13 protein-coding genes are annotated in these 14906 nt (G+C 34.7%); 6 read left to right on the top strand and 7 right to left on the bottom strand.

Translation table 11 applies throughout. The features are described from left to right. Window positions 1–66 precede the first annotated feature (66 nt). Window positions 67–882, bottom strand: coding sequence for a MurR/RpiR family transcriptional regulator (locus tag QM017_RS00345; protein ID WP_178196697.1), 816 nt, complete (start codon window positions 880–882; stop codon window positions 67–69). A gap of 160 nt (window positions 883–1042) precedes the next feature. On the opposite strand from QM017_RS00345, the gene QM017_RS00340 reads away from it, so the two are divergent. From QM017_RS00340 to QM017_RS00330, 3 genes are read left to right on the top strand one after another with little or no spacing between them, the layout of a single operon-like run. After that, window positions 1043–1735: an N-acetylmannosamine-6-phosphate 2-epimerase gene (locus tag QM017_RS00340; RefSeq protein WP_282708465.1), complete on the top strand. Its 693-nt coding sequence runs from the start codon at window positions 1043–1045 to the stop codon at window positions 1733–1735. A gap of 19 nt (window positions 1736–1754) precedes the next feature. Beyond that, the gene (locus tag QM017_RS00335) at window positions 1755–3251 is read left to right on the top strand and encodes a PTS transporter subunit EIIC (protein ID WP_282708464.1); all 1497 of its coding nucleotides are present in this window, start codon (window positions 1755–1757) and stop codon (window positions 3249–3251) included. 29 nt (window positions 3252–3280) lie between these two features. Continuing rightward, window positions 3281–3760, top strand: coding sequence for a PTS glucose transporter subunit IIA (locus QM017_RS00330; RefSeq protein ID WP_178196703.1), 480 nt, complete (start codon window positions 3281–3283; stop codon window positions 3758–3760). 174 nt (window positions 3761–3934) lie between these two features. Here QM017_RS00330 and QM017_RS00325 read toward each other — a convergent pair whose 3' ends face one another. The 5 genes from QM017_RS00325 to QM017_RS00305 all read right to left on the bottom strand — a co-directional run bounded on the left by QM017_RS00325 (window position 3935) and on the right by QM017_RS00305 (window position 10310). After that, window positions 3935–4954: an alpha-L-fucosidase gene (locus QM017_RS00325; RefSeq protein ID WP_282708463.1), complete on the bottom strand. Its 1020-nt coding sequence runs from the start codon at window positions 4952–4954 to the stop codon at window positions 3935–3937. 14 nt (window positions 4955–4968) lie between these two features. After that, window positions 4969–6168, bottom strand: coding sequence for an MFS transporter (locus QM017_RS00320; protein ID WP_282708462.1), 1200 nt, complete (start codon window positions 6166–6168; stop codon window positions 4969–4971). 19 nt (window positions 6169–6187) lie between these two features. Next, a complete protein-coding gene (locus QM017_RS00315) occupies window positions 6188–7612 on the bottom strand; it encodes an FGGY-family carbohydrate kinase (RefSeq protein ID WP_282708461.1) in 1425 nt (474 codons plus the stop codon). A gap of 17 nt (window positions 7613–7629) precedes the next feature. Next, window positions 7630–9417, bottom strand: coding sequence for an L-fucose isomerase (locus QM017_RS00310; protein ID WP_282708459.1), 1788 nt, complete (start codon window positions 9415–9417; stop codon window positions 7630–7632). Between the two features lie 134 nt (window positions 9418–9551). Continuing rightward, window positions 9552–10310, bottom strand: coding sequence for a DeoR/GlpR family DNA-binding transcription regulator (locus QM017_RS00305; protein WP_282708458.1), 759 nt, complete (start codon window positions 10308–10310; stop codon window positions 9552–9554). Window positions 10311–10476: 166 nt separating this feature from the next. Here QM017_RS00305 and QM017_RS00300 point away from each other — a divergent pair, with 166 nt between their 5' ends. Continuing rightward, the gene (locus tag QM017_RS00300; RefSeq protein WP_282708457.1) at window positions 10477–11253 is read left to right on the top strand and encodes a class II aldolase/adducin family protein; all 777 of its coding nucleotides are present in this window, start codon (window positions 10477–10479) and stop codon (window positions 11251–11253) included. Window positions 11254–11422: 169 nt separating this feature from the next. On the opposite strand, the gene QM017_RS00295 is transcribed toward QM017_RS00300, so the two are convergent. After that, entirely contained in the window at window positions 11423–12760 is a 1338-nt protein-coding gene (locus tag QM017_RS00295) for a PTS transporter subunit EIIC (RefSeq protein WP_282708456.1), read from the bottom strand. 166 nt (window positions 12761–12926) lie between these two features. On the opposite strand from QM017_RS00295, the gene QM017_RS00290 reads away from it, so the two are divergent. Both QM017_RS00290 and QM017_RS00285 read left to right on the top strand, forming a co-directional pair. After that, window positions 12927–14174: an alpha-L-fucosidase gene (locus tag QM017_RS00290; protein WP_282708455.1), complete on the top strand. Its 1248-nt coding sequence runs from the start codon at window positions 12927–12929 to the stop codon at window positions 14172–14174. 14 nt (window positions 14175–14188) lie between these two features. Continuing rightward, window positions 14189–14899 carry a GntR family transcriptional regulator gene (locus QM017_RS00285; RefSeq protein ID WP_282708454.1) on the top strand — a complete coding sequence of 237 codons (711 nt, stop codon included), beginning with the start codon at window positions 14189–14191 and terminating at the stop codon, window positions 14897–14899. Window positions 14900–14906: the final 7 nt, after the last annotated feature.

Here is a 14906-nt window from a genome sequence, read left to right as displayed (position 1 = left end):
ACTACATAATCACTGGACATAAATTAAAATTACAACTTTTACACATAGTAATTTATTTTCATTAAACTAATCTGTTCGTTTATTCAAAATCGACCGTAAAACTTTCTCACGCAAAGAAATCGTATCGATGTTTTGCGTTTGCTCGTATTCCCAGACTAACAAATCACAAACTACTTGTTGGGATAATTTACCGACCAACGAACCGCCGTTTAAAAACTCGTCAACCGAGGTCTTTAAAACAATATCACCTTGTTGGGCCAAAGGTGAATGCAAATACGTTGTGACTACAATCACTTTAGCTTGATTATTTTTAGCGGTCACGACCGCATCTAAGACATCAATCGTTTTGCCCGAAAGTGAAAATGCAATTACTACATCGTCTTGCGTTAGAATCGAGGCTAATTGCGCTTGATAATGCGGATCGGTTACGGCTTGGGCCTTGACTCCTACCCGCAAAAACATGCTCTCCAATTCGCAACTAGAGTGACCACTGCCACCTACGCCAAAAATATAGATGTGTTTGGCCTGCGCAATTAACTTTACCGCATCCTTAACTTGAACCTTATCCAAATTTGCCGCCGTTAGTTTAATCATCTCCATCAACGGACTAACATGTTTTAAATAATCATCTTCATTAAGAAGCCGTTCTCCTTTATTCAAATCTTCTTTGGCAATTTCGATTTTCAAATCGGAAAAACCTGAAAAACCCAGTTTTTGACAAAAGCGAATGATGGTAGCATCGCCAACCCGGATATGCTTTTTGATTTCGCCCATCGTTTGAAAAACAATCTCTGGGCCCGTCACCAAAATATAATCGGCTACCTTTTTTTCGGATTGTGTCAAGGTGTAATAATTTTGTTGAACTAACGTCGCAAAACTCATTTTTAGCACCCTTTCCCTTGTTTGCTTCTAGTTATTTTATATTATACATTATATCACCCTCCAAAAAAATCCAAAAAAAGGTTTACATGGAGTGAAAATAAAGATATAATAATTTTGGATAAATTATCCATAGTTAATTCTTTTTGGAGGTTGTTGGATAATGAAGAAAGAAGAATTTATTAACACTATCAAAAATGGTTTGATTGTTTCGTGTCAAGCCTTACCCGGAGAACCACTTTACACTGATAAAGGTGGGATTATGCCACTAATGGCAATAGCGGCCAAGCGTGGTGGAGCAGTTGGAATTCGTGCAAATTCCGTACGAGATATCAAAGAAATCAAAGCAGTAGTTGATTTACCTGTGATTGGGATTATCAAGCGTGATTATCCTCCTCAAAAGCCTTTTATTACTGCCACTATACGTGAAGTTGATGAACTTGTTGAAACTGGTGTAGAGGTTATTGCGCTTGATTGTACTTTAAGAGAACGATTTGATGGCTTACACATCAATGATTTTATTCGACAAATCAAAGAAAAATATCCTAATCAATTGTTTATGGCAGATATTTCTAATTACGAAGAGGGGCTCAATGCATTTCAAGCAGGAATTGACTTTGTTGGTACAACGTTAAGTGGATATACTGATGAAAGCCCTAAACTTGATGGCCCTGACTTTGCACTAGTAGAAAAACTTGTAAATAAAAATATCCCAGTTATTGCTGAAGGTAAAATTCATACTCCACAAGAAGCTAAGAAGATGCATGATTTAGGAGTTTCTGGAGTTGTTGTCGGTGGGGCGATTACACGTCCAATGGAAATTACTCAACGTTTTGTTAATGAATTAAAAAAATAATTTTTAGGAGGTTGTTATTATGTTTAAAAATTTCTCTCGTCTTGGACGAGCCTTTATGTTGCCAATCGCCATTTTACCAGTCGCAGGGTTATTACTAGGACTTGGTGGTGCTTTAAGTAATGATAGTGCTGTAAAAGCATACCCTTTTTTAGATCAGGCATGGCTACAAACCATCTTGAAAATGATGAACTTTGCAGGTAACGCTGTTTTTACTAATCTTGCACTTATTTTTGCAATTGGGATAGCTATTGGCCTAGCAAAAGGCGACAAAGGGACTGCTGGTTTAGCTGGTGGTGTTGCTTATTTAGTTTATACAGCTACAATTAGTGGATTGTTACAAATGTTTTCTGCTAAAAATGCAACGATTGATACTGGTGTTGTTGGCTCAATCGTAATTGGTGGAACCGTTGCTTATTTGCATAATCGTTATCGAAAAATTGAATTGCCTCAATTTTTAGGCTTTTTTGGTGGCTCTCGTTTTATTCCAATCGTTTCTTCTTTAGCAGCAATTATTATTGCAGGTATTTTTTATATCATTTGGCCACCTATTCAAGGAGTCTTAAAAGTTACGGGTGAAGAAATTGCTCATATGGGATCTTTTGGAACATTCCTTTATGGATTCTTACTTCGTTTAACTGGTGCTGTTGGTTTACATCATACTATCTATCCACTCTTTTGGTATACATCTTTAGGTGGCACTGAAGTTGTTGCAGGGCATACCATTTCTGGTGCACAAAATATATTCTTTGCACAACTAGCAGATCCAAATCACACTGGTTTATTCACCTATGGTACTCGATTCTTTGCTGGTCGCTTTGCTACTATGATGTTTGGTTTACCTGCTGCAGCTCTTGCAATGTATCATGCAATTCCTAAAGGAAATCGTAAAGCAAACGGTGGACTCTACTTTAGTGGTGGTTTGACTTCATTCTTGACAGGAATTACCGAACCATTGGAATACACTTTCTTATTCGTAGCTCCTTGGTTATACGTAATTCACGCATTTTTGGATGGGCTTTCTTTCTTCTTTGCTGATATTTTAAATATTCGTATCGGTAATTCATTTTCTGGTGGTTTCATTGATTTCTTATTATTTGGTATCTTACAAGGTGAAGACAAAACAAATTGGATGAAACTTATTCCGTTTGGTATTGCTTGGGCAATCGTATACTATGTAGTCTTTTCATTTTGTATTCGCAAATTTAAAGTGGCCATTCCAGGAATGGAAAGTGAGGATTCAGAAGAAATTGAACTTACCGAAGAACCTTCTTCATTAAATGAAGAAGCTAAAATCATTATTTCTGCTCTTGGTGGTAAAGAAAACATCGAATCAGTTGAAGCTTGTGCAACTCGTTTACGTGTTGCTATATCAGATAGCAAAATTGTAAATAAAAATACCATTAAAAAATTAGGCGCCACCGCTGTCTTTGAAGTAAACGGTGGAATTCAAGCTGTATTTGGTGGTAAAGCTGATTTATTAAGTCAAGAAATTAATCAAATTTTAGGTCAAGAGTAAAAAAACATTTTTATTAAGGAGAAAAAATAATGTTTGGTTTATTAAAGAAAAAAAAGAAAATTGATATTTTTTCACCTGTTGATGGTCAAATTATTGAGCTTTCCAAAGTTGAAGATGAAGTCTTTTCACAAAAATTAATGGGTGATGGTTTTGGAGTTATTCCGACAAGTGATGATATTTACGCTCCTATCGATGGTGAAGTTATTTCAATCTTCCCAACAAAACATGCTATTACACTGAAAAACGCAGAAGGAATAGAAGTTTTATTACACCTCGGCCTTGATACGGTAGAGTTAAAAGGTGCACCATTTGAAGTGAAAGTTACTGTTGGACAAAAAGTTACTTCTGAAACACTATTAGTTAAGATGAATCGAGAAGAAATTAAAAATTCTGGTAAACAAGATACTGTTTTAACAATATTTACATCACAAGACAAGATTAACGATTTAAATATTGTTACCCAAAATATAACTCATTCAAATATATGTGGGGACGTTGTTCTAAAATAAAAACGTCTTCCAACTTAATCCTCCTTACTATCAAAAAACTCTAATAAGGAGGATTTTTATAATATTCCTTAAAAGTCCTATTTATATAAAAAAGTGAACTTCTAACTTGCTTATACAAATTAGAGGTTCACTTAATTTTTTTAAAGAGTTACTTCACATCTCTTTTTAATATCTTTATTTTTCATCCATCAACTTTTTAGCAGCTAATAAGTTATCTCGTGCAATCAGTGGTACACGTCCTAGACCATCTAGGCCAACATTTAATAAATAGTTGATGCCTAAATCAGCAAGATGCTTGCGATAATCACAGATTGTTTGTGGGCTCTTCCAGTTTTGGTCATGGTATGAAAAGCCCCATGAATCATTCATTGTTGCAGCTGTTTCATATAAGCCAGTTGGCGATGGTTTCAAGCCATCAACTGCATTATAATCAACTTCACCTTCTGTTTGGGTTAAATCTTGCGGAATTTCATTATCACCTAAAGAAACATAATCATATTTACCATTACCTAAGCGTGAATTGATTAAACAATTTGGTTGTAGTTTTTTGACCGTATCATAGATTCGCTGACTTTGTTCATCACTTAAAGTCATTGGTACATCAAACCAAGCCGTAGCAATTTCACCATAGTTAGTCATGATTTCTTCGATTTGTGGCATAATCTTGTTTTCAAAACAAATATCGAAGTTTTTATCACCAGTAAAGTCCCAACTATTGTCCCAAGTCGTACCGGCAGTCTCAATGTCATTGGATAAATAACCACCACCATTTGGATCATGCCAATCTAAATCTTGTGAATAATAAATGCCAAATTTAAGTCCAGCTTTTTGACAAGCTTGTGCTAATTCGCCAATAATATCACGTTTAAAAGGTGTTGCATCATAAATGTTATAAGTATCAACTTTAGAATGATACATTGCAAAGCCATCATGATGCTTGGTTGTTATTACCAAATATTTCATTCCAGCCTCTTTAGCTAAAGCTACAATTTCATCAGCATCAAAGTAAATTGGCTTAAAAATTGTTGCTAATTTTTCGTATTCAGCATTAGGAATTTGTAATTTAGATTGAATCCATTCTGCATATGAACTTGATGATTGACCACGATATTCACCGGCTAATAACGAATATAATCCCCAGTGAATCATCATGCCATATTGTGCTTCTTTGAACCATTTGATATTTTCATTCATTTTTTAACATCCTCCTATAAGGTTAATTTATCTTTCTTAACCGTAAAGACATCATATAATGCCAGCAAGATATACAACGCACCACCCCAAAAAATCAATGTTGCAGCACCAGAATTATTAATTAATTCGCCTAAATATTGGAAGAAATATGGTGAAACCAATGAACCAATGTTAATTCCAATAATAATAATTGAAGTAGTCAAGTTCATTGAACCTTCCGGAGAATAAGCAACCATCCGTGCTGTCAAAGCAGGATTGATAATCCCATTACAAAAACCTGAAATTAAAACCAAAACCAATAAGAATGGAATAGAGGTTGTAAATGGAATCAACATCATTGTAAGGGCAGTTACGATATCAAAAATAGCCACGGTAAATTTACCAGAAGCTTTGACAATCTTTTCAAAAATAATCCCTGAGATAATAGAACAAAAGACCAAAACACCAAAGATTCGTGTTGCATCAGCAGCAGTTCCGATATCATTTTGAACAAGATATGTCGCAAACTTCAACGAAATTGCACTATAAAATAGTTGTGCAAAAAGGAAAATCATTGCTAATTTAATAACTTTAAGATTAGTTGTTGGTTTCTTTTTACTTACTTCTGCTGAAACTTCTTCTAACTTACCATCATTAGAACTTTCAATATTATCTAATGATTTTGGCACGAAAAATTGTACTAAGAAAATTGGGATCAAAAGTGCTAAGAATACTAAATAGGTCGTATGCCAGCTGATATTAATCAAAAACCCTGCAATAAATAACATCAACGAGTCCCCAATTGCTCCAACCGAGTTACGCCAACCTAGTAACTTATTACGTTTTTCTTCAGCAAACACGTCGGTGATATAAGAAACGCTTAGCGGTGTAAAGATACCTGCACCTACACCAAAGAAAAGGCGCGACATGAACAAACACGGATAATTATAAATAAATGCTGGTAACACGCCACTAATCAACGAAATAATCAAACCACATAAAACAGTATTTTTCTTACCTAAATAATTAGAGATCAACCCACTGATAACTGTCCCAATCAAAACCCCACCGGTTGGGATAACGACCAACATTTCAATACTTGCTTGGGACATCGATGCAAAATGTTCTTGCATCAAAGGTACGGTCCCAGAAACAGCGTTACTAACCGACATTAAAAATGATATCGATAAAATCCCTATCGTCAGCATTCGTGTATCTTTAATGTTTGTATCCATAAATCAACCATCCTTTCCATTACTTCCCCAACACTAATTGTTCATAAGTTTTCTTTAAAACACTCTCTTTATTAGCGGAGGTTATCTTCCCTAAAATCTCTAACTGATCAACTATATTTCCTAAAACACTCGCCTCAACTGCTCCTAAACTAACATTACGTTTAGTATATTTTCGAGTAAGATCAACTAACAATTTATTTTGGATTCCACCTCCAAACATATAAACGTCTTCAATCTCATTACCTGTGATCTTCTCTAATTCCGTAATTGCTTTAGCATAGCTATTTGCTAAACTCTCATACACTAGTCGTAATAATTCTCCCTTATCTCTTGGAAGGGGTTGTTGTGTAAACTTCAAATACTCATTGATTCGTTCTTGCATATTACCAGAATCAGTAAAAATTTGTGCATTAGGATCAATCTTACTTTGAATGCTTGAAGCTTCCATGGCTAGCGCAGTCATTTCCTCAAAACTTAATTTATCACCTTTTGTTGCCCATTCGCGTTGTAGCTCTTGTACAATCCATAATCCTGTGATATTTTTTAGCAATCGATTTTTTTGTCCCTGACAACCTTCATTAGTTAAACCCGCACTAAAAGCCTCCTGTGACACAATTGCTTCGGGTGTTTGTGTACCTACAATCGACCAAGTTCCACAACTGATAAAAGCTGTTTTTTGCCATTCATCGGGTTTAACTGGCAAACTTACCAGAGCTGCGGCGGTATCATGCCCCACACCATTTAAGATTTTAAGTTCCGATTTTAGATTCATATCAGTTTGTATCTTGTCTCTTAGCAGACCTAAATCTTGGTTATCTGTAAAATCTATAAACCACTCTTTATTGAATCCTAGTTTTTCACACAAAACAGAACTTATCTTGCGTGTTTTTTGTTCTAATAATCCACTGGTTGAAGTGATTGTCCATTCGGAACTTAAATTTCCACTCAAAAAATACTTAATTAGATTAGGCATGAATACAACATGAGCGATTTGTCTTTCAAGATGTGGATTAAGTTGTAAATCTGCAAACAATTGCACAATTGAGTCAATTGCATCTAATTGTGTACCAGTCAATGCAAATAAGTTTTCAGCAGATACTTTTTTTGTAAATTCGGTTAGATATTTTGTTGCACGTCCATCACGATAGCTATAAGGTGCTTGCAACAAATTTCCATTGATTCCTATCAATCCATAGTCAACACCCCAAGTATCGACACTTAAACTAGTAAGTTTACCAAGCGTGCGTTCACTACAAACTAGACCTTCCTTAATCTTTTGGAGAATCTGTAAATAATCCCAGTAAAGTGAATCTAAAAGTTCAATCGGTTGATTGCTAAACCTGAATTGCTCAGCCAAAGTAATCTTTTCACCGTCATAAGATCCTGAAATCAATCTCCCCGAACTAGCACCCAAATCAACTGCAATAACATTCGTTATGTTCACACCCACCAACTCCTTAATCACTTATATAGTGGACCAAACGTTTGGCAAGCATTAAAATCAGCAGCTTCTAAATCACTTGTTCCCAACAATGACCATGCTTTTGGACGAAAAATATCTTCTGAAGCTACATTATGCATATTAACGGGAATTCTTAACATTGAAGCTAGCGTTAATAAATCACCACCGATATGTCCATAGCTAATAGCTCCATGATTGGCACCCCAATTATTCATTACTTCATATACTGACTTAAATGCTCCTTTTCCAGTTAATCTCGGAACAAAGAAAGTTGATGGCCAACCTGGATCTGTACGTTCATTGACTTTACTAAACACATCTTCTGGTAAATCAACAGCATAACCTTCTGCAATTTGTAATACTGGTCCTAAACCCTTAACAAGATTTAATCGACACATTGTCACAGGCATCCCATCAGGGCCACCTTTTGTTAAATAGTTGCTTGAAAAACCTCCACCTCGGAAATACCCAATATTAGCAGGTATCCAGCGTGTATTTTCCAAATTTTGCTTAGCTTCTTGTTCACTTAATTCATAAAACGGCTTCATAACTGGTTTTCCTTTTTCCATTTCACAACCCGTCGCATCCAATGTTTGCGCTCCAGAATTGCTCAAATGCAAGAAACCGCTTTCTAAAATCCCAGTAAGTTTATGTCCTGTCACACGTTTAACCGCTTCTGCACTCCAGTACGTCCGAACATCAGCAAATATTTGCGGTCTATTAGTTAACAAGTAATTAAAAAGCATAGATGCTCCGTTCAAAGCATCATTTTCAGTAGCTACAATATACGGTGCACGTAAACCATTCCAATCATATTGTGAATTTAACATCGCTTCCATGTAATCACCATTTGGAAAATGATCAGTCCACTGTCTTTGTCCTTGGAAACCTGCCGCTAATGCGTAATGTCCATCTGCTTCTTCTTTAAAACCTAATTCTACCAGACGTGGATTGCCTTCCATTAAGTCACGAACAATCATTGTCATCAAAATACATTTCTTTAATTGTTCATCTTTTTGTTCAGCAGTAAATTTTTCAGGATTATCTTCGTTGTAAATATCTGGTCCAACAGGTGTATGTACCTTAGCCCATTGATATGCACGTTCAAATTCTTCTGAATCATAAATCTTTTCTTCCCAACGTCGTACAATTTCTGTCATATCAACATATTCATTGCGCATACCTAGATAATTTTGGAAGAAATCAGCATCAACAATTGAACCTCCAATACCCATCGCTACATTTCCGATAGAAAGATATGCTTTGTCTCGCATTAGTCCAACAGCCAAAGCTGCCTTGGCATATCTAATAATCTTAGTTTGTACATCTTGTGGAATTGACATATCACTAGCATCTTGAACATCATGACCATAAATTCCAAATGCTGGAATCCCTTTTTGAGCATGCGATGCTAATACAGCAGCTAAATATACAGCACCTGGTCGTTCTGTACCATTAAATCCCCAAATCGCATGAGGGATATCATTTGTCATATCCATAGTTTCACTACCATAGCACCAACATGGTGTTACCGTAAGCGTTGCACAAACATTTTCTTGCGAAAACTTAGTCTTTGCCATCGCAGCTTCTTTAACCCCACCAATTGTTGTATTTGCAATAACAGTTTGAACGGGCGTACCATCAGGATATTTTAAAGCACTTTCAATCAAAGACGCTGCTGCTTTTGCCATCGCCATCGTTTGCTGTTCTAATGATTCTCTAATACCCTTACGGCGACCATCAATCGTTGGTCTAATACCAATTTTAGGATATTTAAAACTTAACATAAATTACAACCTCCATTCATCATTTATCTTCTATCCACAAGTATAAAACGCTTTCTCAAAAAGGAGCAAGACTGTTCAATCTTGTTGAACTCACTCCAAATTGCATTGCTTTTTATATTCAAAAAAAATCAAACTTATTCAACTACCAAAAGCTCAACTTGACAATCTTCTAAAGTCGCAGCAAATCGTTTATTTAGTTCTTTATCAGTAATCAATACGTCTATTGCATCATACATACACATGCGAAAATAATCTTTTTTACCTATTTTTGATGAATCACACAACAAGATTACTTGATCTGATAGTTCCATCATTTTGCGTTTGATAAAACTTTGTTCCTCACTTGCCATATACACTCCGGTCTCATCGACTCCTGAACATGATAAAAATAAAATATCAGCATGAAAATTTTCTAAATATTTCTCGGCTGATTGTCCTAAAATTGAACCAGACATACTTTTAATATGCCCCCCACAAATAAACGTTTCAATACTTGGCTCTTCAACTAGTAATTGAGCTAAATTCAAGCCGTTTGTTACTACAACCAAACGCTTATTTTTCAAATATGGATATAAGGCATTACATGTACTACTAGAGTCAATAAAAATCGCTTGGTTTTGACCAATAAAATTACTAGCCGCCGATGCAATTAGCCTTTTTTCGCATTCATGATCATTACTGCGCACATTATAACCAAATTCGATATTAGTATTAGTACTTAATTCAACTTGGCCAAAATTTCTAATAATTTTGTGCTCTTTTTCTAAAACGATCAAATCTCTACGCAATGTCGAACGACTTACAAACAAATCTCTTTCTAGTTCCTTAATATCAACTATTTTCTTCTGACCAATAATTTCCATTAACTTGCTAAGTCTTTCCTTTTGATACACTTCTTTAACCCCCTATATTGAACTTTTTTAAACACAAATAAACATATTTAGTTGATTATTTTGAAATTTATCCAAAAGCATTGGCCCAACTTCTTTTCTATTCTCAAAAAGCTATAATTATAAATAAAGCGGTTTCTTTTATCCGCAAAATTTTTTAAAGGAGTTTTTGCTTATGAAAATGATGTTTGAAACTGAACGTGCAGATTTGGCGAACACTGTCAAAAAAATGTTCGATCGCAAAGACACTAATGTTGCTGGTGGAAATATGTCAATTAAAGTATTTGACCAAACCGGTCATCCCTATATTTTAATGACACCAAGTTTTATGTCAGAAACATATTATTCAGATTTACATCCAGCTCAAATCTTAGTTATCGATGCAATAACATTAGAAAAAATTGATGGTGTTGGTACCGTAACACGCGAAGTTAATATGCATGAACAAGCATATAAAGCCCATCCAGATATCCGATGCGTCTATCATTCACATGCTCCTGAATCAATGTTTTGGGCAACTATCGGACAAGATATGCCAAATGTTACCGAAGTTACCAGAGAACTAGGACGCATTCGTTGTCTACCATTCGCGCCTGCCTGTACCCAACAATTGGCAGACACGGTCTATAATGGATTGCTAGAATTAGGAGATAAAGCTGTAGAAAATGTCTTTTTGTTAAATAGTCATGGCATTTTAATTACAGCTTCCGAATTACACATCGCAGCTCGTATTATGGAAACACTAGAATGGAATGCAAAAATTGCATATCAACAAACTATCTTTATTAAGCTTGGCCTGCTAGATGATTATCAATCTTGTGGACAAAATTATAAAGAAGCATTGCCAGATGGCACAATTCCACCAATTGCTTTACCTGAATATAACAAGATTAATATTCCTCAAAAATTCCAAGATAATTTAACACGTACTAGTTTTGAAATTTAAAAACCAAAAGGCCAGGATAACTTCCTGGCTTTTTATATTATCACATAGTTTTCCACTAATTTAATTATCTCATTTTAATTATATTTAAACAAGATAATGCGATACATATACGAAAAGAGGTTGGTATATTAACTACCAACCCCTTTTTATTTTAAGAAATATATAAAAATTAAGATACACTATTTTTTAAATCAATTTTGTTATACGCAATTACAAACGGTGCATAAATCAAGAAAGAAGACAGCACATATACCGCTTGCATGATTCCGCCACTAATTGATCCAGTACCCAACGCACCATTCAAAACTGCAGGAACTGTCCACGGAACAGAAAATTTAAACACTGGCACCAATTTAAGACTCATCGCAAGAAATCCTATGATTACATTCATTATTGGAGCAAGAATAGATGGAATTAATAAAATAGGGTTTAACATGATTGGCAATCCAAACATCAATGGTTCCCCAATATTAAAGATTGTAGGTCCAATAGCCAATTTACCAATTGCACGCCAATCTGCCTTCTTTGAAAAAACAAAAATCGCAAGTAATAAACCTAAATTATGACAACCGATTGCTCCAAAAAAGGAATTGGTAAAAATATAATGTGTATGTTCAGTCATATTAGAAACTTGTGCTGGTAAATAAACGGCACCTTCAATTGGTGATGTAATATTACCACCATGAATCCCAAACCACCAAAGGATTTGTTGAATGAAAACATATAATATGCCAAATCCTATACCTTGTGAAAATCCGGTCAACGGCGCTTGAATAATATTGTAAATTAAATCATTCAAAGAAGGTAAGCCTAACCAATAAAGAAGACCACAAACCAAACCAGCTAAAGAAAGTGTCAACGAAATTGGTAACAAGCTTGAAAATGATTCACTAACAGCTGGGGGAACCGAGTCCGGTAAAACAATTCGCAATTTTTTATTTTTTTGTAGTTTTGTAAATAATCCTACGAATACAAACGAAACAATAATAGCTGTTACAATTGCAGAAGAACTAAAATTAGTTACACTATACGCACTATCAAAAGTTACTTTTTTACCATTTGCTAAAGTTTGAACGATACTTTGTGGTAACAAAATTAGATAACAACAAAGGCCTATCAAACTGGTCATCTTTGGGTCAGCATCATTTAATTCACCGACTTTCATTGATAATGATAATGTCAACATTAAAGCGATGACGCTAAAACTACCTGTAATAACTGCATTACACATATAAATTAATTTATTTAAAATTACTACAAATCCTGATGCTAAATATGCTTTACCCGAAAGACCAGTTATCATATGACCAATATTTAACCCAACATCACCCATAACTGTGCCACTGGGATCTAAAACAACCCAACTGATTAGTCCAAAAATAGATCCCGTGATAACAAAAGGAACTAAAAAAGCAAAAGCATCACGTAATGCAATTAAATACCTGTTAGCACTTAATTTCGCAGCCACAGGGACTAAATATTTTTCCATTTTGTCAGTAAAATTCATAAGAAATTTCTCCTTTCTTTTACAAGTTAACACGTTAACTTTATTATATAGAAATATTAACACACAATGTATCCGTTTACAATATATATTTTATAACTTTTTGTAGATAATAATTGTATATTGTGTTAATATTAACATTGTAAGTTATTATCAAGGAGGTTTGCTTATGTTACAACCGTTACCTAGAATCAAAGAATACGAAGACATGGGATTGGGACTATTCATTCACTGGGGACTTTATTCTTTATTAGACCAAGGCGAATGGACTGAATTTATTCACGAACTGCCTCAACAAGAATATGAACAACTGACAGCTAAGTTTTTTGCAGAAAAATTTGATCCACAAAAGATTGTAAAGGTTGCCAAAAATATGGGAGCTAAATATATTTGTTTAACAACTAAACATCACGAAGGTTTCTTTTTATATGACACTTGTGGACTTAGCCAATTCGATGCTCTCCACAGTGCTGCTAAACGTGATTTAATTAAAGAATTTGTTGATGCTTGCAATCGAGAAAACATCAAACCTTTCTTTTATATGGCTAGTTATGACTGGCATCATCCAGATTATGAAAAAAATTTCGATAACTTCTTAGAATATTTACGTAAATCAGTTGAAATACTTTGTAAAAACTATGGTAAAGTTGGAGGATTTTGGTTTGATGGCAATTGGAATAAAAAAGAAGCTAATTGGAAACTAGATGAACTTTACGGGACAATCCGAAAATATCAACCTGAAGCCATGATTATCAATAATACCGGTTTAAAAAATCGCGGAAAAATCAGTAATCCCGAAATTGATGCAGTTACTTATGAACGCCATATTCCTGATACAGTTAACCATGGTATCGGTGGTCAAAAATATGTTGCTGGTGAAATTTCTTTAACCTTAAATCAACACTGGGGCGTAGCTTCTAATGATATTGATTTCAAATCACCTAAAGAAGTCATTGAAAATATTTGCCATGCTCGTAAAGTTGGAGCTAATATTTTAATTAATATCGGTTTAAACGGTGATGGTTCAATCCCTCCAATCGATGAAGCTTATATGGAATTAATTGGAAAATGGACTAAGCTTTATGGATCTGCCTTTTATTACGGACGTCCAAGTTTGGCAATATCTTCTACTAATCCTAAAGATTTTATTTTAACAACAAATTCTAAAACGGCTTATATTTTTATCCATGATTTACGCGTTGTTGGTAACAGCAATGTTGTCTTAGGTGGAGAAAATACCAATCCGCGAACATTTTTCAATTTTAACTCTAAAATAAGTGATTTAAAATGGATAGATAATGAAGAAAATCTTTCCTATGTTCAAGATGAAATAAAAGGTATAATAACCTTAGATGCCACCGGGTACCGTTATGGATGTGATTATGTCGTGCGTGTAGCCAAGGCCACTTTAGCTTGAAAGGTTGAGAATTTATGCCAGTGCCAAAATATCAAATGATTGTCGATACACTGTGTGCCGAACTAGACAGTAAACTTTTCCATCAAGGCGATCCTTTTTATAGTGAAGCAGATATTAAAAATCGTTTTAACGTTAGCTCCACTACAGCCGTTAAAGCACTTAATATCTTAGCTAGTTCCAATAAAATTACTCGCATCCAAGGAAAAGGAACTTTTGTTTCTAAAGAAAATCATGATGCGCCAGTGACATATACTGACTTGAATATGGCTAATGGCAAAGCAGAATCTACTAAAGTTTTGAGTGTTGCACTCAAAAATAATACTCAAATACTTAAAAAACTGTATCTCCCTAAAGGGGCTAACTATTTTGAAGTTAAGCGTCTGCGATATATCGACCGTAAAATTGTGCAATATACGATTTCATATGTTATACCGGACTTCATCGATGTAAACAAATTACATGATTTAACATCTTTCAGTTCACTTTATCAGCGAATTCATGATGATTTTGATTTAAATCCTTATACTTTGCCGTATAGCCAACAAACAACCGCCAGAATTGTAAGTGAACCAGAGGTGTTACAACATTTTCAAACTAATGAGAATTTAGCCCTAATTATTCAAGAAAGACAAACCTTCTTACCCGAGAAAAACCGCGTATTAGATTATGTCATCAGCTATAAACTTCCTGAATATTGGGGATTTAAAATTCAAACAACTCCTTAAAAATAAA

The organism is Ligilactobacillus sp. Marseille-Q7487, assembly GCF_949152225.1.
Taxonomy (GTDB): Bacteria; Bacillota; Bacilli; order Lactobacillales; family Lactobacillaceae; genus Ligilactobacillus.
The sequence above is the reverse complement of the archived record's forward strand: the minus strand, read 5'-3'. Positions and strand labels throughout refer to the sequence as shown.

Coding starts and splice junctions, on each gene's coding strand:
- QM017_RS00345 (WP_178196697.1), bottom strand. CDS start 882: ATGAGTTTTGCGACGTTAGTTCAACAAAATTATTACACCTTGACACAA.
- QM017_RS00340 (WP_282708465.1), top strand. CDS start 1,043: ATGAAGAAAGAAGAATTTATTAACACTATCAAAAATGGTTTGATTGTT.
- QM017_RS00335 (WP_282708464.1), top strand. CDS start 1,755: ATGTTTAAAAATTTCTCTCGTCTTGGACGAGCCTTTATGTTGCCAATC.
- QM017_RS00330 (WP_178196703.1), top strand. CDS start 3,281: ATGTTTGGTTTATTAAAGAAAAAAAAGAAAATTGATATTTTTTCACCT.
- QM017_RS00325 (WP_282708463.1), bottom strand. CDS start 4,954: ATGAATGAAAATATCAAATGGTTCAAAGAAGCACAATATGGCATGATG.
- QM017_RS00320 (WP_282708462.1), bottom strand. CDS start 6,168: ATGGATACAAACATTAAAGATACACGAATGCTGACGATAGGGATTTTA.
- QM017_RS00310 (WP_282708459.1), bottom strand. CDS start 9,417: ATGTTAAGTTTTAAATATCCTAAAATTGGTATTAGACCAACGATTGAT.
- QM017_RS00295 (WP_282708456.1), bottom strand. CDS start 12,760: ATGAATTTTACTGACAAAATGGAAAAATATTTAGTCCCTGTGGCTGCG.
- QM017_RS00290 (WP_282708455.1), top strand. CDS start 12,927: ATGTTACAACCGTTACCTAGAATCAAAGAATACGAAGACATGGGATTG.
- QM017_RS00285 (WP_282708454.1), top strand. CDS start 14,189: ATGCCAGTGCCAAAATATCAAATGATTGTCGATACACTGTGTGCCGAA.